The sequence below is a fragment of the Thalassotalea sediminis genome, from assembly GCF_030295915.1.
In the GTDB taxonomy this organism is placed as follows: domain Bacteria; phylum Pseudomonadota; class Gammaproteobacteria; order Enterobacterales; family Alteromonadaceae; genus Thalassotalea_C; species Thalassotalea_C sediminis.
Map to the genome: position 1 here is coordinate 1113885 of NZ_AP027361.1, position 24675 is coordinate 1138559.

Genomic DNA, 24675 nt, shown 5'->3' on the forward strand with positions numbered 1-24675 from the left:
TTTTAATGAATGTATTTTAGCCTTGTGAGTTAAATAACAGACCTCTCTTTTATGCCAATAATGAGTAGGTTCATATCTTTATCTTTCTCCATTAATAATGCTGTATTTAACTCACTGACATAGTGGGATCCGAGTCAATAATTTACCTTTCTGAAGTAAAGAACTTATTAAATAGACTAATAATTGCTATTAAGTTGTATATACGCATGTAAATATATTACTTTTATGTAATATATTTACCTAATATCTGGGGTTTTTTAAGTTTAATTAGTTATTAATTGCTGTTTCTGTAATTTAATTACATAAATTACTTGAAAAAGGAAAATTAATTAGTATAATTACTCTAGTTATTTTAATCGACACCCCCCAACAACTGTTTACTGGAGTAGTTATGAAAAAGTTAGTTTTAGGTTTCTCTTTATTGTTGACTGCAACTGCGGCAAATGCCATTAGTGATAATGCAAAGTTTGTTGGTGTTGACAAGTCACTTGAAACATCGTTATGTGTAACGGCCGTTACTAAAGGTTTTTCGGCTGCATACCAAGAAGCCCTGACTGTTAGTAAGACATATGCTCAAACATTACATATGAACTCTTGTAATGGTGTTTCTATTAAACAGTTTGCGTCACCTGCAATTAACACGGTTAAAACGAAGGTAGTTAAAATAGTACCTGCTGATCAGTCTGCCGAGTCAAAGCTTTGTGTCTTAGCAGCACAAGAAGGCTATAAAGCGTTATTGAAAAAACACAATAAAGCACTAGAACGTATCGTTTGTAATGGTAAAGAAATTAAATCTTTTGCAAAGCAAAGAGCAGGTATCTAAGTTTCCCCAACGTTGTTATACACGTTTTTTAGCCACGCTTTCTGCGTGGCTTTTTTTTGTCTGCTGTTTTTCTATTGTTGTCGTTAAATTGTAATGTTTTGAATTAGGTCGCATACAGCTCGGTAATGCTTAGCACGGATATGTTGTACTATGGCATCTGGCAGTCTTTTGTCATACTGGTTTCAATCAAATTAAACGTCTTTTCACGAGTATTTACAGTAATAAAACTAACGCATGTAACTTTCATTGATATGCGCTTAGTTTGTTTACAATAATTCAACTAAACCTTGCGCTTCTTAAGACTAAGCAAACTTCCTGAACGTAATTTATCGCTAATATTATGTCGTCGCTTAAAGCAATCAGAGTAATGCTTTTACTCTGATTGCTAGCAATATTTTTCGATATGTTGTCATCTCTTTGTCATTTTTGCGAAACAAAAAGTACATATTTCTAAAACAATTCTGTCATTTTTCATCCGTAGGATAACGCTCAACTTTAATCAAGCTGATTAAGTGAAGTTTTCGTGACAGGACGTTGTGAGAGCTTCGCTTAGTCAGTTTGAACAATTTACAATAATATTCTTCGGAGTTAACGAAATGCAATTGAAATCATTATTTAAAGTCAGTGCGGTTGCTTGTGCATTAGCATTAGTTGGTTGTGGCGGCGATATCAAAATCAATCCTACAGTAAACGACAACAGCACTACTACAGATAATAGTGTTAATAATTCAAACAATACAAGCAACTCTGGCCAGCAAGACGCAGTAGAGTGTGCAAGCTACGAGTCTGACGCAGGTACCGTTGAAGGTACATTTGATGGCAAAGATTGTTTATATAACGATTCTTTTGCAAGTAAAAATATTTCTATTACATCAAACCTAACGTTTGAAGAATTACCTGATGGCGGTGTTCACGTATTTGAAGATGCTTTACAAATAGGTGAAGACGGGCGCACAGACGATGGTTTTACAGTGCCAACTAACGGTCCAACAATGACGGTTAAGCCAGGTGCGACTTTAGCGTTTAAATCAGGTGAAGCGATTATTCGTATTGCACGTGGTGCAAAAATTCAAGCAGTTGGTACGGCAGACAAGCCAATTACATTTACTTCCGCTTTCGCATACGACCGTCATGATCTTGAAGGTAAAGGTGCACAGTATGCTGACTGGGGTGGCATTATCATCAATGGTAACGGTTTAACGAACCAATGTACTAACGCTCAACGTGCTGCAGATACCTGTAATGTTGCTTCTGAAGGTATTACAAGTTACTTCGGTGGTAACGATAACACTGATGGTAGCGGTAACATCAAATGGGCTAAAATTTGGTACGCGGGGTCAGGTCCTCGAGTAGGTGGAGAAGGTGATGACTTAAACTCGTTAACATTAAATGCAGTTGGCTCTGGCTCTTCATTTGACTACATTCACATTCACCAAGGTTACGATGATGGTATCGAATTCTTCGGTGGTGCAGCGAATATTAAACATATTGTTGTAACAGATACGCAAGATGATGCAATCGATATTGATGCTGGCTGGCAAGGTAATGCGCAATTCTTATTCGTCAAGCACGGTACGGTAACAACGCGTGACGGCGCAATTGCTTACATGGGTAATAATGGCTTTGAAACAGATGGCGAGAAAAACGGCGGCGCGGATTATGATGAAGCTCCTGCTTCTTTCCCAACAATCGCCAATGTCACGGTAATTACAACTGATGGTGAGTCTGTAAGAGATGAAGATCCTTCTCAAGCACACAAGTTTGACGACGCTATTAAGACAAATTACTACAATGTTTTAGCTGTTAAAACAGATGCGACAAACGGTACTAGTTGTATAGAGTTCAAATCTGATGGTTTAAAAAATGCTGCTGAGATCTCGTTCCAAAACTCTGTGCTAGCGTGTGCTGGAGAGTTCAAAGATGCGACACAAATGCCGGCTGGAATGTCAGTAGAAGCATGGTACGAGAACGGTGGCGTAAATGAGCGTGTTGGTGGCAATGCAGATGTGCTTGCTGAAAATGGCTTTGCAACAAACACGAGCTCAGCTGACGTTACCATAGCTGCAAATGACTTATCAGGCTTAGATACAAGCTTTTTCGATACAGTTAATTACATTGGTGCTGTCTCAGACCAAGATACAAGTTCAGCATGGTATAAGTGGGTTGAAGCGGCAGTAACTGCAGCTGATAACGATTAATCACTGATACCACATCAATTAGGCGCCAATCATCCACGTGGCGCCTTTTTATTGAAGACTGAATTAGGAACGAAAAATGACAAATCCACATAAACTCCAAAAATTAGCAGTAGCAGTGGGGCTAGGTTTGTTCAGTTATACCAACGCATCAATCGCTCAAGATCAAGAAGAGCAAGTGATGGAAGAGGTTGTTGCTAAAGCTACTCGTTTACAAGGTAGTGCAGCAGCGGTAATAGCTGAGCGTAAAAACCAAGCATTCGTTGCCGATATTTTGGGGGCAGAACAAATGTCTCGTACAGGTGATAGTGATGCTGCCTCAGCGCTAAGAAGGGTTACCGGCCTAACGTTAGTCGATGGCAAGTTCATTTATGTACGCGGCTTAGGTGAACGTTATTCAAGTGCTCGTATTAATGGCGCAAATATCCCTAGTCCTGATTTAACACGTAATGTTGTTCCATTAGATATTTTTCCTTCAAGTATTATCGAAAGCATGGCAGTACAAAAAGCTTTCTCTGCGGATATGCCTGCAGCGTTTGGTGGTGGTGCTATCGACATTCGTACAAAGTCAGTACCAAGTGATTTTACTGCGAGCTTTGAAGCTGGGTTGAGCTATGACTCAAGTGCAGATGAAGGATTTACTTACGATAGACCTAAAGGTGGTATTCCATCAAACCTAAAAGAGGCGATTGTACAATACCGTGGAAACTTTGCTATCGACAATATTATTAAGCGTAATGGCTTAACAGATAACGATAATCAAACGGTCTCTGAGCAAGCAATTGCCATTAACAATGATTTATTAAGATCGTTACCACGAGATTTGGCAATTAAGGAAGAATCACTCGATAAAGGATATGATTTTAAAGGTCATATCGGTAATAGCTTTGATGAAGACTTTTTTGGTGGTCGTATTGGCTTTTTAGCCTCGGTTGCGTATGACAACGATTGGGATTCTGCAACTCAAAAAACTGCAGTGATCGCACAAGATGTTGAAAAGGGCTGTGCAACAACACTGAAAAATGCCGATGACGCAGCTAATTCTTGCTATAACACGGTTAAGAACTCAACAGTTACCACTGAAAATGAGCGTATTACCGGTGTGTTAAACTTAGGTTATACTTTTGGCACGCATTCAATTTCATGGAACAATATTTATCTTGAGGATAATGAAGATGAATTAGAAGTTGCGCAACAAGAAAGTCCAGCAGGTAGTACAGTATTTACTATTGCTAACGACGGTCGTGCAAACCGCTTCCATGATTTTAATTATGAAGAAAGAACATTAAATATTTCTCAAGTGATTGGTCAACATACCTTCGTTGATTACTGGGGATTAGGTGCTGATTGGCAATATACTGAGTCAAAAGCGAAAACCGACATTCCATTCAGCGCACAATACAAATTTCGCGATAATTTTGATAATAGTACTTACGTTAATTCAAACATTACCGGTGATGACAACCGCGTGATTTTTGCTTTCACGGATATGGAAGATCGCGTTAAATCATACGGTGGTAATTTAACCTTACCTGTTTATGGTGACGGTTATGAACTTGAGTTAAAGGCAGGTTATGATTTTTCAGACCGCGGTCGTCACTATACGACGTCTAGCTTTGCAGTAAATAATCAAGCAGGGACTGGAATCGTTGTTAATGAAGATGGTTCTTCACCGTTAACAACAAGTGGTTATTTGACGGATGACTTTATAGCTGGTCAACGTATTTTAGTGGATTTTAATGAGCCAACAGCACCGGATGCTGACGATTATTTAGCGGCGCAAAAAGTGGATGCCGCTTATGGCTCGTTTGATTTAATCTACGATAAAATCCGCATTAGTGGTGGTGTTCGTTACGAAGATTTCAAACAAAGTTCTATTGGTACCTCAAGCTTAATTTTTACTAAAGAAGACTTAGATATTTTCTATTCTCCAGAAAAAATTGAAGCGGGTAGTATCAGTGAAGATGATGTTTATCCTTCATTGGCGTTCACGTACTTGGGTGATGATACCTATCAAATTCGTGCAAGTTATGGTGAAACTGTTGTTCGACCAGATCTTCGTGAAGTGGTACCAGTAGCCTACTATGACCCATTAACCGATATTCGTACCTTTGGTCGTATTGGCTTACTGTCTAGCCCGATTAAAAACTATGATTTACGTTATGAGTACTACGCTGAAAACGGTAATAACTTCACGGTAGCGGCATTTTTCAAAGACATTACCTCACCGATTGAAACGGTATTGCAAGTAGGTGATGAAGATTACTCAGCAACATTTGTTAACGGTGAAACGGGTGAAGTGAAAGGTATTGAGTTTGAATGGATGTACGACTTAAACATGTTGGCGGATGGCTTTTTTACCTCAGGTAATGTTACGCTAAGTGATTCTGAAGTAAGCATTAATCCAGCACTTGCTGGTAACTTGACCAACCCAACTAAACGAATGAATGGACACTCTGAATATGTAGTAAACTTGCAGTTAAACTATGATTCAGCAAATGGTAACCATTCGGGATCGCTAGTCTACAACGTATTTGGTGATCGTATTATTGCCTCAGGTGTTGGTGGAAGAGAAGATGCGCTTGAACAACCGTTTCATGCATTAGATTTTGTATATACGTATTACCCAGACTTTAACTCTAAAGTGAAACTGAAAGTGAAGAATTTACTGGATGAATCGCAAGAGGTAACGCAATCCGGTGTTATTGTACGTGAGAAAGAAGTGGGTACCAGTATTAGCTTGAGCTATACCTACGAGTTTTAATCTTGCGTTAAAGCATTAACTTAGTATAAAAGCCCTTAATGATAAGTTAAGGGCTTTTTTGATTTTCATAGTAGAATTAAAGGGGTCAGGTACAATAAAAGCGTTATTTTAATTGTACCTGACCCCTTTAATTTGAGAAAGTAGTGCCCCGAGAGAGGTACATTTTATGTTAGCTTTTTAGACGCTGGATATTAACTAATGTACTTACGTTATTTGATTATCGCTAAGCTAAGACCTAAGTAAATTGTCGTAAACAATAGCTGAATTAAGGTTCTCTCAGGTGGCATATGTAATGCTAGCCCTGGCATAGATTTTATTTGTCTCCAACTAGGAATGAACATCACAGAATATCGTTCAAAATTAATGAACTTGCGTTGGCACGAAACTAAGAACAGTTTTATACCTGATAGATAAGCAATGACAAAGGTGGAAGCGCCAATAAGTTCTACCAATGCCATCAATTCCATACTGATCAGTAATTCTGGTCCAGCTATTAGCAAAACAATTACAATGGCTAGAGATTTCCAAAATGTGCTTTTTAGCCTGTTATGGAAATTCATTAGTTTTGCTTTAACAATGTTCATAGCTATGTCCTTGTCAAAACTTATAGGGCAAAGGGGTTGCTCTACCATTATTCGTTGACGCAATTTTATTGCTATTTTCAATATCTTTCCAAGCGGTTACCTTGCCACCTCGATTTAATACCTCAAATGGTGTTGAAGCCTCTTCAGTGTCAAGAAACGTAGTAAGTTTCCTTAACGCGTCGGTATCAGTTAACGCAAGGTATAGTAATTTTTCTGGTTGTTGGGCAAAGTGAGCAAGCACGCGTTTGTGGTGTTCTTGATAGGCATTTATTAAAAACGCATCGTCATTGATGTTATCTAGACTAAAAGGCGAAAATATAGCTTGATAGCAACGTTTTATAATAGGGTTAAAGCCACCATCTTCACGTACCACGTTTTTATGCATACGTAATAATAACTGCCTGATTGAAGGCACCCATTGTTCTAACTCTCGTTCGAGCAAAATAAACTTACTGTTAGGGTATGCGTGATCTAATGCGATAAAATCGTTAAAAATGGGGGTGTCAGCAATGACTTGTGCTTGCGTAAATGTATTTTCGGTATAGGCAGTATGGGCAACTTTAAAGCCTAATTCTAAACACTTTTTACAAATACTTGTCGTGCCAGTACGTGGCAAGCCAATAATAAAAACTTTATCGAAGGAATTGATTGTCACGGTTATTATAGCAGCTAAGTTGATGAGGTTAGTGTAACGAATTCGTCAGAAAACGTTAATATAAAACTGTTATTTAAATGCTATAACTGTTTTAGTCGTTCGCTACATTACCCTTGAACTGTAAGATTTTTGTCACCTTTTTGTCATTTAATAAAGTTGCAATATTACTGAAACTTTACTGTCACAATTAATTATTACACTTTGCTTCATTATTTACTTGGAAAATTTGATTTTCCAGCTGCCATTGCGCAGTTAACACATAATGAAGGTTTAACTATGAAAATGTTCAAGTTGGCACCAGCAAGTATGCTAGTCGGTGCCATTACCTTGTCCTTATCAAGCGTAGCTGCTCAGCAAACGGATGTTAAAGAGGTTGTTGAAGCGGGCAAGAAAATTACAACGTCTGCAAACAAGTCCCAACAACGCGTTGACCGCATCAATGAGCAAATTCAAACCAAGCTTCAGCAGTTCAAAACACTGAATAAAGAAATTGACGGTTTAACTGTTTACAACCAACAAATGCAAACACAAATCGACAATCAACTCACAGAGCTTGAGCAGTTATCTATTTCGATGGAACAAGTCAGTGTAATCGAGCGTCAAGTTTCACCCTTGATGGCGCGTATGATTGACTCGCTTGAGACGTTCGTGAAGTTAGACGTACCTTTTTTACCTGAAGAACGAGCAAACCGCGTAGAAGTGTTACGTCGTATGTTAACACGTGCAGATGTTTCTGTTGCCGAGAAATTCAGGCAAGTACTAGAAGCTTATCAAGTTGAAGTTGATTATGGTCGTACTATCGAAGCATACACAGGGCTACAAAATGTTGACGGTCAGGAGCGTGATGTTGACTTTTTACGCATCGGTCGTGTCAGTTTAGTTTATCGCACACGTGATGGTCAGCACATGGGCATGTGGGATCAACAAAGTGGCGACTGGAAGCCTTTAGATGCTAGTTATCGTACAGACATTAACAAAGCGCTACGTATAGCACGTAAGCAGTTAGCACCAGATTTAATCGTTGCACCCGTTGCCCAAACATCTGCTGAGTAAAGAGAATAATGATGAATAAAATAACTAAATTAATTTCCGCACTAGCGTTTGGCGCGTTATCAACAAGTGTTATTGCGCAAGACCAAGCAACGTCGCTCGACCAATTGTTAAAACAATTAGAACAGGGGCAAATTGCACAAAGTCAAGAAAACAAGCAACGTGAAGCTGAATTTAATGCGCGTAAAGCCGAGCAAGATAACATGCTTGTTGATGCAAGAAATACGCGTGACCAAGCGGTTAACCGAAGTGCTGAACTAGAACAAACTTTTCAAGACAATGAAATTGAATTAGGCAATCGAATTGAAGCGCTAAACAAGCGTATGGGTGAATTAAAAGAGTTGTTCGGTGTATTGCAACAAGTAGCTGGTGATGCGCGCAGCAAGTTTACAACGTCGGTTGTTTCAGCACAAATTCCTGGTCGAGGCGAGTTTTTAGATCAGTTTGCACAGAGCATGGGGTCAACGTCTAAGCTAGCTTCTATTGAAGAAATTGAGCGTTTATGGTTTGAATTACAACGTGAAATGACCGAGAACGGTAAAGTACACAAGTTTAACCGTGAAGTGGTTGCGGCAGATGGCGCTAAGTCAAATCAAGAAGTTATTCGCATTGGTGGCTTTAGCTTAGTGTCGAACGGTAAGTACTTAGAGTACATAGATGAAACAGGCTCGGTGGCTGAATTAATTCGTCAACCCAATAGCCGTTATCTTGATTCAGCACAGGCGTTAACTACAAGCAACGGTGACGTTGTTCCTTTCGCATTAGACCCTACAGGCGGTTCAATTTTAAGCTTATTGGTTCAAGCACCTGACACTCAAGAGCGCGTCGACCAAGGTGGCGCAGTTGGTTATGTCATTTTAGCCATTGGTGCTATTGGTTTACTTATCGCGTTGGAACGTTTTATTACTTTGTTCTTAGTCGGTAACAAAATTAATCGTCAACTTAAAACAGACGTTGCGTCAAACGACAACCCATTGGGTCGTGTGATGTTGGTGAAAGATGAAAACAAAAACGCTGATACTGAAACATTAGAGCTTAAATTGTCTGAACGTATTTTGGCTGAAGTTCCGAAAATTACCAGTCGCTTAACCTTAATCAAAATTGTCTCTGTTGTTGCCCCGCTAATCGGTTTATTAGGTACGGTAACCGGTATGATTAACACTTTCCAAGCGATTACCTTATTTGGTACTGGTGACCCGAAACTGATGGCTGGCGGCATTTCTCAAGCGCTTGTAACAACAGTATTAGGTCTTGTTGTAGCGATTCCTATGGTGTTTATCTCAACACTACTTAATACACGTAGTCGCGGCATTATAAATATTTTGCAGCAGCAAAGCGCTGGCATTATTGCCGAGCGTGCTGAAAGTGAAGAATTGGCGAAGAAGGGAGCGTAAGCCCATGGTTTTATTCATCGAATTGATGAATAGCATACGCGAATTTTTAGATACCGGCGGTCAGGTGTTAACCGTTATCGCTGGTGTAATTTGTCTGATGTGGTTACTAATTTTTGAACGTTTGTATTTTTTCTTTGTGGGTTATCAACAAATGAAGAAGCGCATGGTTCAAGCATGGCAAAACAGAGCAGAAAGAAGTTCATGGAATGCTGAGCAAATTAGGATCGCAAACGTATCGAGAGTAACAGAGTCGTTAAATAACAACGTAGCACTCATTCAAAGTTTAGTGGTGCTTTGTCCTCTACTAGGACTACTCGGAACGGTTACAGGCATGATTGAAGTATTCGATGTTATGGCTATTTCAGGCAGCGGTAATGCGCGCTCAATGGCTTCGGGTGTGTCGAAAGCGACAATACCAACAATGGCAGGCATGGTTGGTTCATTATCCGGTGTATTTATTGTGACTTGGTTACAACGCAAAACGAAAAGACGCACAGAGCAAATGGAAGATGCGTTACCTTTAGCTCACTAGCGCTAAAGTAAAATTAAACCAAGAAATTAGGCTTAAAGAGGTTAGAACATGCGTTCTCAATTAGCAAAAGTTTTACAAGAGCAGGAAGAAGCAGAAGAAATTAACATGACGCCAATGTTAGATGTTGTTTTTATTCTCCTTATCTTCTTTATCGTTACCGCTTCATTCGTAAAAGAAGCAGGTATCGAAGTTAACCGCCCAGAAGCAGCTACGGCGGTTAAAAAAGAACGAGCAAACATTTTAGTGGCCATTAGCGACACGGGTGAAATTTGGATCAATAAACGTCGTGTAGATGTACGTGCGGTTCAAGCTAACATCGAACGCTTAAAGGCTGAAAACCCGCAAGGTACTGTGGTGATTCAAGCCGATAAAAAAGCGACAACAGATGTGTTAATTAAAGTAATGGATTCAGCGCGTGCAGCAGGCGTTTTTGATGTATCAATTGCGGCAGATGAGGCGTAGCCATGTTTGAGAATATTAGTCGATATGCGGTGTCTTTTGCTTTGGCGGTTTTTGTCACCATCGCATTGCTGTGGAGCATGCAACGTTTGATTGCTGGGGGGAATGACGTAATGTCAGAGCCACCGCGTGGTAACGTGCTTGATTTTATTCGACTCAAACAAGAAGAAACAGTCCAAAAGAAAGAGCGCAAGCCACAAAAACCACCGCAGCCTAAAGAGCCACCACCGCAAATGCAACAACCGCAAATGCAACAAGCAAACCCTAATGCTGACGCGGTAAGTACAAACTTTACCGCCGATGTACAAGCTAATACAGGCTTATCGGGAGGATTAAGCTTGAGCAGCGCCGATGGTGATTATTTACCGATTGTCAAAGTGGCACCTATTTACCCACGACGTGCGCAATCACGGGGCATTGAAGGCTACGTTATTCTTGAATTTACCGTAACGAAAAATGGTTCAGTACGTGACCCCATCGTTATTGAGTCAAAACCTGAAGGCATTTTTGAAAACGCAGCGAAAGACGCAGCACTTAAATTTAAATATAAGCCACGCGTAGTAGATGGTGTAGCAACGGAAGTGGCTGGCGTTCAGAACAAGATTTCGTTTGAAATCGACGGTTAATCGTAAAGTAAACAACGAATAGAGAGAGAACAGTGATGAAATCATTAATTGGTATATTACTTGGGGCTGCAACATTATATGCAGCACCGGTACTGGTCATCAACGATGTTCATGCACAAGAGCAACGTGAATCAGTGCGCGTACCTGCAATGCGTAACAGAGTTTACACGCAACTAGCACGCGCTCAGCAAATTGCTGATGCAGGTGATAAGGCAGCGGGACTTGCTGTACTTGATGAAGTGAAAGAACGTATTGATAGCATGAATGAATACGAAAAGGCCATGTTGTGGAATTTCTATGGTTTTATGTATTATGCAGATGAGAACTTACCGAAAGCTATTGAAAATTTTAATAAAGTCATTAATGAAAAAGCCATTCCTGAATCTTTACGTTTATCAACGTTATATTCTTTGGCGCAGTTGTCGATGCAGCAGCAAGATTACGCACAAACATTGTCATATTTAAAACAATGGCAGGCAGTTAATACCAAAGCGTTAACGGCTCAACAACATGTCTTGTTTGCACAAGTATATTATCAAGATAAGCAGTATGACAATTCGTTAAAAGCAATTGAGCAAGCAATAGAAGTGGTAGCTGCAAGTAATGAACAGCCAGAAGAAAACTGGCTAGTGTTGCAACGAGCGAATTACTATGAATTAAAGCAACCTGAGAAAGTGACTGAAGTCATGGAGTTGATGGTTAAGCTTTATAGTAAGCCAGAATATTGGTTACAACTTGCTGGTATGTATGGTGAAATTGGCCGAGAAGACAAACAAATGGGTGCAATGGAATCAGCATGGCAAGCAGGTTACATCACGAAAGCACAAGATATCGTGACCCTTGCACAGCTTTATCGATATAACAATGTTCCATACAAAGCGGCTGTGTTGTTAGATAAAGAAATTGGTAATGGTAATGTTGTTGCTAATGAAAAACATTTGGAAATGTTGGCGCAATCGTTTATCGCAGCGAAAGAAGATGACAAAGCAATCCCGGTACTTGTGAAGGCGTCTGAAATCGCCGAAGACGGCAAGTTTGATGCGCAGTTGGCACAAGCGTATTTGAATACCGAAAAGTGGGATTTAGCGATTGAATCAGCAGAAAAGGCGATTGAACGTGGCGGAGTTTCACGGTTAGGTGATATGCACTTAATTGTTGGCATGAGTCACTTTAATTTAAAAAACTTTACAGATTCAATGGCCGCGTTTGAACAAGCAGAGCAAATTAAGTCGTCTGCAAAATCAGCTAGCCAATGGTTGAAATATGTTGCGCGTGAAAAGCTTCATCATGATCAGCTTGCGATGTTGAATTAATTGCAGCTCAACACAAACTGGATCCTTTAAGTCGCTTGATGAGTCAAAAGCTAATTGAGCGACTATTCGCTACCGCCGCGTAAAGGGTTTACTCTTCCGCCAGTAACTTTATCAGCTCTACCTTCTTGCTTTGCTTTTTCGGCACGACGTTTTCTAACTTCTTTTGGGTCGGCAATTAACGGTCGGTAAATTTCAATACGGTCAAGGTCGTGAAGCGTGTCATTTAACTTTGCCGTTCTATTCCAAATACCTACTTTATTTACCGATAAATCAATCTCTTCAAATGATGATTGTATGCCAGAGGCTTCGATGGCTTGTTCAACAGTGTATTCTTGGGGCACATTAATTGTTAATAGTGCTTGCTTATCAGGTGTACCGTAAACCACTTCAACTTGGATTTTTTGTTTGGTGTTCACTTCAGCTTGGTTATCCAATGTTTGCTCCATATACTTGTTTAGCGCGTTCAGTAAAGGCCTGTACCATGCTATTGGCAATGCCATTAAACACAGGGCCAAAGGCTAAATCAAGTACTTTGCTCGAAAACTCATAGTCTAAGTGTAAACTTACTTTGCAGGCATCTTCAGAAAGTGGAATTAACTGCCATTTACCGGTTAGGTATTTAAATGGACCATCCAGTAATGACATCGACACTTCTTTATTATTCACAAGGGTGTTCTCAGTGGTAAACCACTTTTTTAAACCACCTTTAGAAACGAGCAACGAAGCGGTCATTTTATTGGCATCTTGTTTAATTATTTTGCTATCACCACAATCAGGTAGAAATTGTGGATAGGCCTGTACATCATTAATTAATTCAAACATTTGTTCAGTACTGAACATCACCAAGGCATTACGACTGATAACCGGCATTCTATTCCCCTTTATTTTCGGCGGATATAATAACAAAGGCGACAGAAAATAGCATTATTGATAAAAATCATTTCATTCACTGACAGTGTGAGTATAATGAGCGCCGTTATGGGAAAGAAAAAATCAAAACAATCAAATAGCAATACCATTGCGCTAAATAAAAAAGCACGTCATAACTATAACTTAACTGACAAGTTTGAGGCAGGTATGAGCCTGCAAGGCTGGGAAATTAAAAGTATTCGCAGCGGAAAGGTTAATATTTCAGACTGTTATGTAATGTTAAAAGATGGCGAAGCCTATTTAACTGGCGCGGAAATTTTGCCGTTAAATGCTGCATCGAGTCATGTAGTGTGCGACCCTGTGCGTTCTAGAAAGTTACTACTGAATCGTAGAGAGCTTGATCGCCTTATTGGTTCTGTAGAGCGTGACGGTTACTCGTTAATTGCCACTGCTATGTATTGGAAACAATGCTGGGTAAAATTAGAATTTTACCTCGGTAAAGGTAAGAAAACACATGATAAACGTGCAGATATAAAAGACAGAGAATGGCAAATAGATAAAGGCCGTTTGATGAAAAATAAAAACTTGGATAAATAACCTACAATCAATTGGTTAAAATTTATCACGTTGTTTAATTGATAAAAGCGCAGTACAATAAGCGCTTGAGTGTTATCTCAAAACTTTGGGGCGGATTTAGGATTCGACGGGATTCGCGAAACCCAAGGTGCATGCCCAGGGGCGGTTGGCCTGGTAAAAAGCCGCAAAACTATAGTTGCAAACGACGAAACGTTCGCACTAGCAGCTTAATGCTAGCCATCCCCACGAAGCTTTACCTGTAGGCTTGTGGTGCGATGGTCATAGAATACTAGGTTAGCGAGGGAACCTTGTCTGAGGGTGAACCGCGAAACAGTATCAGACTCACCAGAAAGAAGCCTGTCGTTCGGCGTCTGACTGGTTAAACAAATGATCGACTAAGCATGTAGTACCGAGGATGTAGGTTTTTCGGACGGGGGTTCAACTCCCCCCCGCTCCACCAAATCCCAATAAAAAAAGACGCTAACAAGCGTCTTTTTTTATGTCTGGCATTCACACTCAATTAACAGTGACAACCATATGTTACCGACCCCTTAAATTGCTTTAATTCGTCCTAATTCGAAGAAAAACCACAATCATAAGAAATGATGCTTACTTAAATGTGTGAAGGATCGACATTAAGCTTACTTTTTGAAATTACGCAATGCAAAACCCAAAAAGCCGAGTGCGAATATAGCTAGCGTTGAAGGTTCTGGTACCGATGAACGGGTTACTGAAACAATGTCTACTTCTGCCCAAGATGCGTTGACACTACTATTTCTATTGTTCCAGGTGAAATAAGCATCGTCAGCAGAATTGATCCAACTAGTACCATTTGGTATCCATGTATTTGATGATAAATCAAAATCGCCAAAGCCAGCTAGGTCACTAATTTCGTCTATTACATGATTATATGAAGTGGACATCCAATTAAATGAGTCTAACTCGTTAAGTGTTAGCAACATATCGTTATTCGTGTCCGAACCACTAAATGAGCCTAATGTGTCGTTATAATTTGTTATATCAAAAACGACAGTAATTAACCCTGCATTTGCAATACTACTTATTGATAAAATCAATCCAGCAATAGCTGCTTTTATTATTTTGAACTTCATTAATCTCTCCTGAGAATACTTATTAAAGCGTAGAAAGATACTACTAATATTTAATCTTACATTAAGCGATAAATGTGCCAACTATAATAAAGTCTTTTATTTCAACATGATAATAAGGCTGTTAATGCCATTAATCACAACGGTGTAAAATGATCTGACACTTAGACTCGATTTTTGTTAACTAGAATATGTTAATACATTAGGATGATATTTAAAGTTTTTGGGAAACACCTTACTTTTCGCAATGTTCGATATTGAATATTTCATTTTTCGACTTTTGTTCTATATTTAGTCCAAGGTGTTTTTATTACTTTAAAGCGCAGGGAAGATGTTGAAAAGTTACAATCTATTCATTTTAGATGATGACCCGCAATATGCCGAACTTTTGCAAGATATTGCGATGGATAGTGGTTGGCAAGTTGAACATTCTACTGATCCTATTGCATTTTTAGCGCAAGAAATCAGCGATAACACCATTCTAGTTTTAGATCTTATTCTTCCTAATATTGATGGTATTGAAGTCATTCGCGCTCTAGCTGAACGTGGGCGTCATTACCCACTTATTTTGATAAGTGGCTTTGATAAAAAAGTGTTACATTCAGCGAGGCAGTTGGCAGAAGCCCATAATATGCCTGTTATTGATACACTTACTAAGCCTTTTGATATTGGCAGCTTTATAGCATTGTTAGATAACATCCAATTGTCAGAACAGCAACAAAAAAAACCAAAAAGAGCAAATGTAGAGTTTAGCAAACAAGCATTGTCAGATGCGATTGAACATCATGAACTGCTCTTGCACTACCAACCACAAATAAACTTAAGCACTGGAGAGGTAAGTAGTATTGAAGCATTGGTGCGGTGGCATCACCCTAGCTATGGTTTGGTGTACCCAGATAAATTTATTCATCTTATTGAACGTTTTAATCTCATTAATGAATTAACGAGTGGTGTACTAAAAATGGCATGTAGTGATCTTCGCGAATTTAAGAAGAAACACTCACTTATGAGACTGTCAGTGAATGTCACATCAGAGAATATTGTCTCGTTAGTTTTTCCTGAGATGTTAAAAACGATTACTGATCAGAATGGCATAAACCCATGCAATATTACTTTAGAGTTAACAGAAAGTGCGGTAATGGGAGAGTTAACGTCGTCTTTAGATGTACTAAATCGTTTGAGGATGAAAGGATTCAAATTATCTATTGATGACTTTGGCACTGGTTATTCATCGTTGCAGCAATTATTTCAAGCGCCTTTTACCGAGTTAAAAATTGATAGGGCATTCACGTCAAAAATGTTAGTAGATAAGGAAGCAATGGTGATTGTTAAAATCTGTATTATGCTCGGTAAAATGTTAAACATGAAAACACTGGCTGAAGGTGTCGAAAGTGCTGAAATACTGGAAGAATTAAAACGATTAGGGTGCGATTATGCTCAAGGCTATTATATTTCTAAACCCATGTCTTTTCTTGCGTTTTCAGACTGGATGTCCGTTAAAAAACATAGTTGTCAGTAACCTATAATTGTTACTTTTTCTTGAAGTTTTTGTAATTTGGTGAGATAAATAATAGACATTCTTCGGTGTTATATGGAAAGTAAATGCAATATTTTATGACGTACGCCTTTTATTGTTGCTGCTTTTTAGCCAGTATCAATGTGAGCGCTACGCATATTATTGCCATTACAGAACACCTTCCTCCATATCAACGTTTACATGATGATTTCCAAGTTACGGGCTTTACAGTAGAGATCGTTAAAGCATTAGGTGAAGAGCTTGGTGACGATATTACTATTGAAGTTTTACCATGGGCAAGAGCCTATCGCAGGGCTCAAGAAGAACCGAATGTACTTATCTTTTCTATGTATCGTATTCCTGCACGAGACAAGTTATTTAAATGGGTAGGTAAAGTAGATGAAAATGTACATTATTTTTATGCACTACGAAATAGCACTCACAACCATATTAAGACCGTAGCACAAGCGAAAGAAAAAATTATTGCTGTAACAGGCAACGCCTTTGAGGACAGACAACTTACCAGCAGAGGGTTTAAGCGCTTAGCGAAAGTATCGAGCCCTGATAAGATGGTATCCTTATTATTTAATAAGCGTGTTGAATTATTGTTCGGCAGTGAAATTGCAATTGCTAATTTAGCGTCACAAGATGGTTATTCAACAGATGATTTGATTCGGCTAATTACGATCGAGAACTGGGGGGATGGTTTGTGGTTAGCTTTTAGTAAAGCAACGGCGGATGAAATTGTGCATAAATATCAGCAGGCTTATAAGCGATTACATGACAATGGTCAGTTTAATAAAATTAAAGCTGACCACTTTCATTTTAACTTTATTAAGCCCTAGATTGGCTCTCTAAGTAAGAAAATACCGCTTGAAATGCTGTCTCTTGAAATTTTTTCAATCCCGTATCTCTAAAATCAATTGGCACTGGAGACTTTGCTATCGTAGTTTTTATCATGTTTGCAGATAGAATTTCTACATCAACATCGGCAATTAATTGAATCGCAGCTTCAAGTTTGAAGCCAATAGGACCTCCAGCAAATTTACCTTTCATTGCACGACCTTTAATGACGACCTTTTCAATTTTATAATCTTCAAGAAATTTGCTAAAAGTAAATTGGAATTTGCGCATTTGCTCTGCATCGCCGGCATCTTCAATGGTAATTCTCGGTACTCGCACATGCGGAATATCATATAATCCCATTGATTTTGACATGACACAAATAATGGCATCATTACCCTTAAGTTCTACACCACAAACTTTCATTTTAGCTCTCACATACTGATTTTTACATTATTATAATGGAACACGTGGCCTGCCAATAGGTATTTTTTAATATCCCTTGATTAGACCGTTGAGTGAGTAATCAAAAAGGCCGGAAAAATCCAGCCTTTTTAGCTTTATCTGCTTAAGTTATTAAGCGTTAATTAATTAGCGTTTTACTGCTGTTTTTGTTTTACCAACAATTCTTGCTTCAATACGGCGGTTTTTCGCATGAGCAGCGGCAGTATTTGCAGTATCAAGTAATTCACTCTCCCCATGGCCTTCAGCTGATAATCGATTTGCGTCAATAGCAAAGTCATTGACTAAAATATCAACAATTGCTTGTGCTCGTTTTTGTGATAAACCTTGGTTATATTTAGCGTCACCTAATGACGATGTATGCCCGTTTATCGTGATAGAAACGTGTGGGTATTGTTTAAGAAAGTTTGCAGCGCGTTCTATTTCAGGTAGCGCGTTAGGCTTTACGGCATAAGCATCGTGGTCGAAATTAACCAGTAGCTCCATTACTTTCTCACGCTCCATAAACAAGGTGCAACCTACAGAATTTACCTTATCTGTTACCGGCGTATTCTTACACTTGTCTACTGCATCAGCAACACCGTCTTTATCACTGTCTAATGGCAGTTTAGCTTGTTGCGGCTTTGCTTTGTTTGCAGGTTTATTCGGTTTAGCCGCAGGCGCTGCTGCTTTTGATGAAACATCACCGAAATAATAAACAAAGCCGATTTTGCTAATAAAGTCAGTATAGTCATTATCAAATTGATATAATCCTTGGCCTTCCACATAAACCGCGGCATTTTCACTGAGGTAGTGACGGTAACCAGCACCTACTCCTGCAGAAAGATCGGAGTGATCTACATCTAAAAAGTTAGCGCCAGTAACGACATAAAAGCTTTTTTGGTATGGGAAATAAAGTAAATCTAAGGCTGCATTTGTGCCTGAAGATACGTCATAACCGTCTTTTTCTGTGTCTAAGTTAATATATGAATATGAAAGTCGAGCTTCAAAATCTGCTGAGAATCTGTAACCAAGTTCAACGCCAACACCTGAGCCATGATCTAAAGAAGAGTTTGGTGAGTTTGTGATTAAGCGATCGTCATCTGTTTTAATGTAAATACCGTGAGCGCCTAAGTAGTTTTTACCAACAAGATCTTCAGCATTTGGTTGTTCGTTTGCGAACGTATTAAGTGAAGTAAATGAAGTTAGGGCTAGAGTTACGCCTAAAGTTGCGAGCGAAAAAGTGCGCATGTAGTCATCCTTAATTAATAATATCAAAAATCAACGCTTTCTAACGTTGTTATCAGTGGTAATTTTATCGTATTTGAGGCAACTTTCCACTGGTGATTAGTGATTTTCTTGCTTAAGTTTAATTATTAAATCGATATGGGGGATTAATTCTTCAATTTCGCGGATATGATCTCGTAATGATCGCCACTGATTTAGCTCAAGCTTACCTGAATCAAGTATTGCTTGTTTAAGTTCACTAACAAGAGAGTTTTCGTCTTGCTGCTCGATAAATTCGTTAATGCGCAATAATTCGTCGAGATCATGTTGGCTGATAATTTCCAGTTCTTTGTCTGTTGACATGTAAACTACCTAAGTCACTTTGGTGAGTTAAGTATAATCTTCAATACAAAAAGATCGAATTATCAGCCATTGCGATAGTTAAGAGGTCGCAAAGCTGCTTAATTGTTCGCCATCCATTCTATAACCTATCCATTCTGGTTGCGGTTTTGCGCCTAAAGATTCATAAAATTCTCGTGATGGTGTATTCCAATCTAAACAACTCCATTCGAACCTTCCGCAACCCTTTTCTACAGCAATTTGAGCTAAGTGCTTTAATAGTCCAATACCTGCACCTTTGCCTCGAAACTCTGGAGAAACGTAAAGATCTTCTAAGTAAAGGCCTGGTTTGGCTAACCACGTTGAATAATTATAGAAATAAACAGCAAAGCCAATTGCATTGCCATTTAGTTCACAAATTAAGCCATAAACACCCGTATTGTCACCGAACATGCTTGTTTCTATGGTTGCTACAGTGGCGTGAACTTCTGATTCTGCTTTTTCGTATATCGCTAACTCGCGAATAAAATGTAAAATGGTGCCTGCATCGCTTTTAACTGCGGGTCTTATTGAAATTGTCATTGTGTTTTCCTCTACAATATAGGTTTTATATGGCGCTAGTGTAACAGTTTTAACAGGCTCTTTAATTGAAATTCTGCATGGTTAACTGTATAGGTAGTATTAATAGGGGATTGTATCTGTTTTAATGCTGAACATTTTTTTATAGTAGTGGTCTATGTGTTGCAGGTTTTATTCAAGAGAGTACGTTGAGTTTTATGAAAATTAGTCAATTGGTTAATACGAGTGTCATCGCTGTTTTTGCATTATTAACGTTTGCTACATATGCGCAAGATGTTAGTGAGCAAGCACAATCAACAGCTAAGTACGCGGTAAATAAGTATGCCGAAGCAATGGTAGATAGCTTAGCTGAACTGGTAAAGCATAATACGGTTGCAAAAGAGGGGGTTCCCTCAGATGAAAACCCCGTCCATATTGCGTTTAAAAAAGAGCTAAAACGACAAGCTGATGCGCTTGGTTTAGATTATAAAGACGATGGCTACGTTGTTATAATCGGTTTAGGTGAAAGTAAAGAGCGTGTTGGCATTATTACCCATGGTGACATTCAACCTGTAAACCCTACTAAATGGAAAAAGTCTCCGTTTGAATTAGATCGCACTTCCGAGCCGGGTAAACTTATCGGTCGAGGCACAGAAGATGATAAGGGCCCAATCGCAACAGCGTTATACGCGATGAAATCAATAAAAGATCTGGAACTTCCCTTAAGTAAACGCCTTGAATTGTACATCTATATGGCCGAGGAATCAGATTGGCAGCCGCTAATAGACTATGTGGCTCATCATGAATTACCACAAACGAATATTACGCTTGATGCTGAATACCCCGTAGTTACGGCTGAGAAGGGGTATGGTACTTTGAAAATTGCTTTTAATAAGGTAGAAAAGCAAACGTTTGATACGTATGTGAGTGTCTTTGAAGGCGGCTATTTTGGTTCACAAATTCCAGAAGATGCTAAAGCAGTAGTTGAAAATGCAGATATTCGACTGCTAGAAAAGTTAATGCATAAAGCACAGTCTTACCAAGGTATTAATTTTGATTTTACACTTGAAGGTAGTCGGCTGACTATTACCGCATTGGGTAAATCTGCACACTCTTCTAAGCCGCAAGAGGGCGTCAATGCAATCCCTTATTTGGCTGATTTACTTGCTGAACATCGGTGGCCCAATAATGGTGCAGGAACGTTAGTAAATTTTATTAATGACAATATTGGCTTAGGTTTGGAAGGCAAGAAATTCGGCAATATCGCATATCGAGACGATTTTATGGGGCCGATGACAGTATCACCTACTGTGATCAAGCAACATAAAGATAGTCTTGAATTGAACATTAATATTCGTCGTCCAAAAGGTAAAACGGCGTCTACGCTACGAGATGAAATTACCCAGGCGATTGCAACGTGGAAACTACAAAACCTCGCCGATATTACTGAATTAGATCATCAAATAGGTGATCCGTTTGTGCAATCACAGGCGCCGCATATTGCTACCTTGTTATCAGTGTTTAAGCATTATACAGGTATTCAAGACGCTAAGCCTATTTCTATAGGTGGTGGTACTAATTCTCGACTGTTTCCTAGTGCGGTTGCTTTTGGTCCATCAATGCCCGGTAAAAAATACACGGGTCACTCAGAGCATGAGTTTATTACAAAGGAACAATTTGTATTGAATTTACAAATGTATACTGCAGTTTTAGTCGAGTTGGCTCAGTAATGCTTTATTAGCATTGAAATTTATGCAGAGACGCTTCATGTGGTAACTTTGTTTACTAGAACGTATTGAACTTTCATGTTTGATTTTACCGCAATTTGTTTGGTATTTATACAAGGTGGCGCTTGCGCGTGTAGTTATTCTACTTAAGTAAAGCGTTAACACAGTAGAAGTGCCAAACAGGTGCAGCCCGAAGGGGGCAACTAAACGCCTCCTGCTCTTTGTTACTTAAACAAACCATAGAATGACTATGCAATAATCCAAGTGCCGCGTTCAGAAGGCGTTTATTTTGAACAACACTCAAACAGCAAAGAACAACACGTTCTAAACACATTACCGCTGATTTCATTCATTATTAATGCTCGTCTAAACATTTGGCAATGAAGGGGACCTCACTTTTTGCCATAAAACCTTCTAATACTAAAATGTTTAACCAAAACATTAACAGTGCGAACAAAAAGCTAAAGTTGAAAAAAATGATAACGGCGGGCAGTATGGCAAGAATAAATATGACAGCATAACGACCATAAAAGTCTGTATTCTTTTCTTCATTAAAGAGTTCAATGGCACATCGAATACGTTTAATCTTGTCCGCAGCGCTTAAATTACGCAACGTCGGATGATTCCATAAAAATAAGTAGTGCATGTATTTATTCCCTTAAAACCGACACATCGAAGTACTCGATAAATTAAACACTAGCAATTTTGTTTTAACTTATCAATATGAGGCCAGATAAAAGCAAAAGAGTGGTCTACCACTTGTATTCTAAATGGATCTAAAAATGATGACGCTAGCACCGTGACAGCTTAATGCGTATCATGTGTTTATTGGCTAATTGAAAATGAATATAACATGAAAACTTGTATTGTAACTGGCGGCAGCTCGGGTATTGGATTGAGCATTGTAAAAGCGTTTATTGATAAGGGATATCGTGTCTGCAATTTAGATTTAACGGATGGAGGTGTAGGAGAGTTTTATCAGTGCGATGTTACAGAACATCAATCAGTACATAATGTTATTTCTAATATCGCTAAACAATCGGCTATCGACGTTTTAGTGTCAAATGCTGGAATACACTTCTCAGCAAATATCGAAGATACTTCTCCAGATGATCTGCAAAAGGTATTTGATATTAATGTTAAGGGAGCATACTCAGCAGTACAGTCAGTTTTACCGATAATGAAACGCGAGAATAAAGGCGCGATTATTATTATGGCCTCAGACCAAGCGTTAATTGCTAAACAGAATTCATTTGCCTATAACTTGAGTAAAGCTGCGCTTGCATCGATGGCAAAAACAACCGCACTTGATTATGCAGCATTTAACATTAGAGCAAATGCGGTATGCCCTGGCACAATAGAGACACCTTTATATCACAATGCGATTAATGCTTATTGTCAGCGCTCAGGGGCCGATAAATCAGCTGTTCACCAAGAAGAAGCAAGTTTACAACCTTTAAATCGCTTAGGGCAGCCTGAAGAAGTTGCAGCATTAGTAACGTTCCTCGCATCAGATGAGGCAAGTTTTATTACTGGGAGTCTACAAGTTATAGATGGCGGCTATACAGCGCAATAATATGACGATTAAAGTAATTGACCCACATATACACTTGTTTGATTTAACTGCGGGTGATTATCATTGGTTAAAGCCTGAAAATCCGCCTTTTTGGCAAGACAAAGCGCTTATTTATCGCTCTTTTTCTTGTCGCGATATCTGTTTAGATTCACCATTATCGCTTAACGGCGTGGTGCATATTGAAGCTGGCTTTGACAACCAAAACCCCCAAAGAGAAATTGAATATTTGCAACGCTCTGTCAAGCTACCTTTTTCTTCGGTTGCTTTAGCTGATATCACACTAGCGCCTGACTTATTTGCTCAAGCAATTGAAGGGTTATTGACTCATAATACTGTGGTTGGCGTTCGTTACATTTTGGATGAGCAAGCATTAGCAATATTGTCATTGTCGCATGTACAAGTAAATTTGGAATTGTTAGCACATAAAGGACTAGTTTTTGATTGCCAAATGCCAATTGCCAATAAAAAAGCAGTATCAAAGCTTTGTGAAATATTAACTTTAGTGCCTACACTTAAGGTGGTTATTAATCACGCTGGATCACCGCATGAACTAGATAAAGCAGCGGATGATAATCATTGGTATCAGGGCCTTAAAATGCTTTCGGTATTCCCTACTGTTGCTATTAAATGTTCTGGTTGGGAAATGATATCGAGAAGTTATTCTGTAACTCTATTGCGTGAGATGACATTGACTTGCGTGGATGTCTTTGGGCTAGAACGCGTTATGCTGGCGAGTAATTTCCCGCTGTGCTTATTCTCACAGCCATATCAAACCTATTGGCAGATTGTAGTTGATGCAATACCAAACTCATTATTAGATAACTTGTGCTACCTGAATGCTAAAAAGTGGTATAACGTAGGATAATATACTAAAAAATTGTATTCGAGTGGTTTAATGGATAAGTTTGATAAGAAAATTTTGGAAATTCTTCAAAAAGATTGCACCTTGTCAGTGAGTGATGTTGCTTCTCAAGTTGGATTATCTACAACACCTTGTTGGCGTCGTATACAGGCGCTTGAAAAAAATGGTGTTATAAAAGGGCGAGTTGCGTTAGCTGATCCTGAGCAGTTAAATGTAGGGTTAACCGTATTTGTTATGGTAAAAACTAATCAACATAATCCACAATGGTTAGAAGCCTTTGGAAAAATAGCTGAAGAGTTTACTGAAATCATTGAGTTCTATCGTATGAGTGGTGAGGTTGATTACTTGCTGCGCGTTGTGGTTTCAGATATGAAAGCCTACGATAGCTTTTACAAGAAACTTATCGATAGAGCGAGTTTCGCTGATATTAGCTCTAGCTTTGCTATGGAAGAAATCAAATATACGACGGCATTGCCTGTAAATTATGTGTAATGAACTCCTTCTAGTCATTTATGTTTTTTAGTGTGTAGTTTCCCGTTTAGGCCGGTATCACCATTTGTTGTTATCACTATTTCTTGATAAATATTAGATTGTTAATGCACTTTAAACGTTGAATATTGACGCACTTGTAGCGTC

General features: G+C 38.9%; 26 protein-coding genes and 1 other RNA gene. 17 read left to right on the forward strand and 10 right to left on the reverse strand.

Going from position 1 to position 24675, the window contains the following annotated elements; all coding sequences use genetic code 11:
* Window positions 1–391 precede the first annotated feature (391 nt).
* The 3 genes from QUE09_RS04995 to QUE09_RS05005 all read left to right on the forward strand — a co-directional run bounded on the left by QUE09_RS04995 (window position 392) and on the right by QUE09_RS05005 (window position 5782).
* Window positions 392–823 (forward strand): hypothetical protein, encoded by a 432-nt coding sequence (locus tag QUE09_RS04995; RefSeq protein WP_286235105.1) that lies wholly within the window; start codon window positions 392–394, stop codon window positions 821–823.
* 596 nt (window positions 824–1419) lie between these two features.
* Window positions 1420–3021 carry a beta-helix domain-containing protein gene (locus QUE09_RS05000; RefSeq protein ID WP_286235106.1) on the forward strand — a complete coding sequence of 534 codons (1602 nt, stop codon included), beginning with the start codon at window positions 1420–1422 and terminating at the stop codon, window positions 3019–3021.
* A gap of 76 nt (window positions 3022–3097) precedes the next feature.
* The gene (locus tag QUE09_RS05005; protein WP_286235107.1) at window positions 3098–5782 is read left to right on the forward strand and encodes a TonB-dependent receptor plug domain-containing protein; all 2685 of its coding nucleotides are present in this window, start codon (window positions 3098–3100) and stop codon (window positions 5780–5782) included.
* A gap of 209 nt (window positions 5783–5991) precedes the next feature.
* Here QUE09_RS05005 and QUE09_RS05010 read toward each other — a convergent pair whose 3' ends face one another.
* Together QUE09_RS05010 and QUE09_RS05015 are read right to left on the reverse strand one after the other, a co-directional pair.
* Complete coding sequence (locus tag QUE09_RS05010; protein WP_286235108.1) at window positions 5992–6366, reverse strand: hypothetical protein; 375 nt, start codon at window positions 6364–6366, stop codon at window positions 5992–5994.
* Between the two features lie 13 nt (window positions 6367–6379).
* Entirely contained in the window at window positions 6380–7015 is a 636-nt protein-coding gene (locus tag QUE09_RS05015) for a sulfotransferase (RefSeq protein WP_286235889.1), read from the reverse strand.
* 282 nt (window positions 7016–7297) lie between these two features.
* Here QUE09_RS05015 and QUE09_RS05020 point away from each other — a divergent pair, with 282 nt between their 5' ends.
* Genes QUE09_RS05020 through QUE09_RS05045 form a run of 6 tightly spaced genes read left to right on the forward strand, consistent with a single transcriptional unit; the run spans window position 7298 to window position 12395 of the window.
* Entirely contained in the window at window positions 7298–8074 is a 777-nt protein-coding gene (locus tag QUE09_RS05020) for a DUF3450 domain-containing protein (protein ID WP_286235109.1), read from the forward strand.
* An 11-nt stretch (window positions 8075–8085) separates the two neighbouring features.
* Window positions 8086–9465, forward strand: a complete 1380-nt coding sequence (locus tag QUE09_RS05025) for a MotA/TolQ/ExbB proton channel family protein (protein ID WP_286235890.1) — start codon at window positions 8086–8088, stop codon at window positions 9463–9465.
* Window positions 9466–9469: 4 nt separating this feature from the next.
* Window positions 9470–9997, forward strand: coding sequence for a MotA/TolQ/ExbB proton channel family protein (locus tag QUE09_RS05030; RefSeq protein WP_286235110.1), 528 nt, complete (start codon window positions 9470–9472; stop codon window positions 9995–9997).
* 48 nt (window positions 9998–10045) lie between these two features.
* On the forward strand, window positions 10046–10459 hold the full coding sequence (locus tag QUE09_RS05035) for an ExbD/TolR family protein (RefSeq protein ID WP_286235111.1): 414 nt from the start codon (window positions 10046–10048) through the stop codon (window positions 10457–10459).
* Between the two features lie 2 nt (window positions 10460–10461).
* Window positions 10462–11082, forward strand: a complete 621-nt coding sequence (locus tag QUE09_RS05040; RefSeq protein ID WP_434017281.1) for an energy transducer TonB — start codon at window positions 10462–10464, stop codon at window positions 11080–11082.
* A gap of 35 nt (window positions 11083–11117) precedes the next feature.
* Window positions 11118–12395, forward strand: coding sequence for a tetratricopeptide repeat protein (locus QUE09_RS05045; protein WP_286235112.1), 1278 nt, complete (start codon window positions 11118–11120; stop codon window positions 12393–12395).
* 62 nt (window positions 12396–12457) lie between these two features.
* Here the strand turns inward: QUE09_RS05045 and QUE09_RS05050 are convergent, their stop codons facing one another.
* Both QUE09_RS05050 and QUE09_RS05055 read right to left on the reverse strand, forming a co-directional pair.
* Window positions 12458–12829 carry an RnfH family protein gene (locus QUE09_RS05050; protein WP_286235113.1) on the reverse strand — a complete coding sequence of 124 codons (372 nt, stop codon included), beginning with the start codon at window positions 12827–12829 and terminating at the stop codon, window positions 12458–12460.
* Window positions 12822–13265, reverse strand: coding sequence for a type II toxin-antitoxin system RatA family toxin (locus QUE09_RS05055; protein ID WP_286235114.1), 444 nt, complete (start codon window positions 13263–13265; stop codon window positions 12822–12824). The genes QUE09_RS05050 and QUE09_RS05055 overlap by 8 nt, the downstream gene beginning before the upstream one ends.
* Window positions 13266–13373: 108 nt before the next feature.
* Between QUE09_RS05055 and smpB the strand changes: the two genes are divergently transcribed.
* Together smpB and ssrA are read left to right on the forward strand one after the other, a co-directional pair.
* Window positions 13374–13862: an SsrA-binding protein SmpB gene (smpB, locus tag QUE09_RS05060; protein ID WP_286235115.1), complete on the forward strand. Its 489-nt coding sequence runs from the start codon at window positions 13374–13376 to the stop codon at window positions 13860–13862.
* Window positions 13863–13949: 87 nt separating this feature from the next.
* Window positions 13950–14301: a transfer-messenger RNA gene (ssrA, locus tag QUE09_RS05065) on the forward strand.
* Window positions 14302–14482: 181 nt separating this feature from the next.
* Here ssrA and QUE09_RS05070 read toward each other — a convergent pair.
* A complete protein-coding gene (locus QUE09_RS05070) occupies window positions 14483–14953 on the reverse strand; it encodes a PEP-CTERM sorting domain-containing protein (protein WP_286235116.1) in 471 nt (156 codons plus the stop codon).
* A 328-nt stretch (window positions 14954–15281) separates the two neighbouring features.
* Between QUE09_RS05070 and QUE09_RS05075 the strand changes: the two genes are divergently transcribed.
* Together QUE09_RS05075 and QUE09_RS05080 are read left to right on the forward strand one after the other, a co-directional pair.
* Window positions 15282–16469 (forward strand): EAL domain-containing response regulator, encoded by a 1188-nt coding sequence (locus tag QUE09_RS05075; protein WP_286235117.1) that lies wholly within the window; start codon window positions 15282–15284, stop codon window positions 16467–16469.
* Window positions 16470–16552: 83 nt separating this feature from the next.
* Complete coding sequence (locus tag QUE09_RS05080; RefSeq protein WP_286235118.1) at window positions 16553–17311, forward strand: substrate-binding periplasmic protein; 759 nt, start codon at window positions 16553–16555, stop codon at window positions 17309–17311.
* Here the strand turns inward: QUE09_RS05080 and QUE09_RS05085 are convergent.
* The 4 genes from QUE09_RS05085 to QUE09_RS05100 form a co-directional block, all read right to left on the reverse strand.
* Window positions 17301–17735, reverse strand: a complete 435-nt coding sequence (locus QUE09_RS05085) for a DUF3010 family protein (RefSeq protein WP_286235119.1) — start codon at window positions 17733–17735, stop codon at window positions 17301–17303. The genes QUE09_RS05080 and QUE09_RS05085 overlap by 11 nt on opposite strands.
* A 165-nt stretch (window positions 17736–17900) precedes the next feature.
* Complete coding sequence (locus tag QUE09_RS05090) at window positions 17901–19001, reverse strand: OmpA family protein (RefSeq protein ID WP_286235120.1); 1101 nt, start codon at window positions 18999–19001, stop codon at window positions 17901–17903.
* Window positions 19002–19097: 96 nt separating this feature from the next.
* Window positions 19098–19340 carry a hypothetical protein gene (locus QUE09_RS05095; protein ID WP_286235121.1) on the reverse strand — a complete coding sequence of 81 codons (243 nt, stop codon included), beginning with the start codon at window positions 19338–19340 and terminating at the stop codon, window positions 19098–19100.
* Window positions 19341–19418: 78 nt separating this feature from the next.
* A complete protein-coding gene (locus QUE09_RS05100) occupies window positions 19419–19898 on the reverse strand; it encodes a GNAT family N-acetyltransferase (protein ID WP_286235122.1) in 480 nt (159 codons plus the stop codon).
* A 194-nt stretch (window positions 19899–20092) separates the two neighbouring features.
* Here QUE09_RS05100 and QUE09_RS05105 point away from each other — a divergent pair, with 194 nt between their 5' ends.
* Complete coding sequence (locus tag QUE09_RS05105) at window positions 20093–21604, forward strand: dipeptidase (protein ID WP_286235123.1); 1512 nt, start codon at window positions 20093–20095, stop codon at window positions 21602–21604.
* Between the two features lie 352 nt (window positions 21605–21956).
* Here QUE09_RS05105 and QUE09_RS05110 read toward each other — a convergent pair whose 3' ends face one another.
* The gene (locus QUE09_RS05110) at window positions 21957–22247 is read right to left on the reverse strand and encodes a hypothetical protein (RefSeq protein ID WP_286235124.1); all 291 of its coding nucleotides are present in this window, start codon (window positions 22245–22247) and stop codon (window positions 21957–21959) included.
* A gap of 207 nt (window positions 22248–22454) precedes the next feature.
* Here QUE09_RS05110 and QUE09_RS05115 point away from each other — a divergent pair, with 207 nt between their 5' ends.
* Genes QUE09_RS05115 through QUE09_RS05125 form a run of 3 tightly spaced genes read left to right on the forward strand, consistent with a single transcriptional unit; the run spans window position 22455 to window position 24531 of the window.
* A complete protein-coding gene (locus QUE09_RS05115) occupies window positions 22455–23177 on the forward strand; it encodes an SDR family NAD(P)-dependent oxidoreductase (protein ID WP_286235125.1) in 723 nt (240 codons plus the stop codon).
* 1 nt (window position 23178) lies between these two features.
* On the forward strand, window positions 23179–24042 hold the full coding sequence (locus QUE09_RS05120; RefSeq protein WP_286235126.1) for an amidohydrolase family protein: 864 nt from the start codon (window positions 23179–23181) through the stop codon (window positions 24040–24042).
* A gap of 30 nt (window positions 24043–24072) precedes the next feature.
* Window positions 24073–24531 carry an Lrp/AsnC family transcriptional regulator gene (locus tag QUE09_RS05125; protein WP_286235127.1) on the forward strand — a complete coding sequence of 153 codons (459 nt, stop codon included), beginning with the start codon at window positions 24073–24075 and terminating at the stop codon, window positions 24529–24531.
* Window positions 24532–24675: the final 144 nt, after the last annotated feature.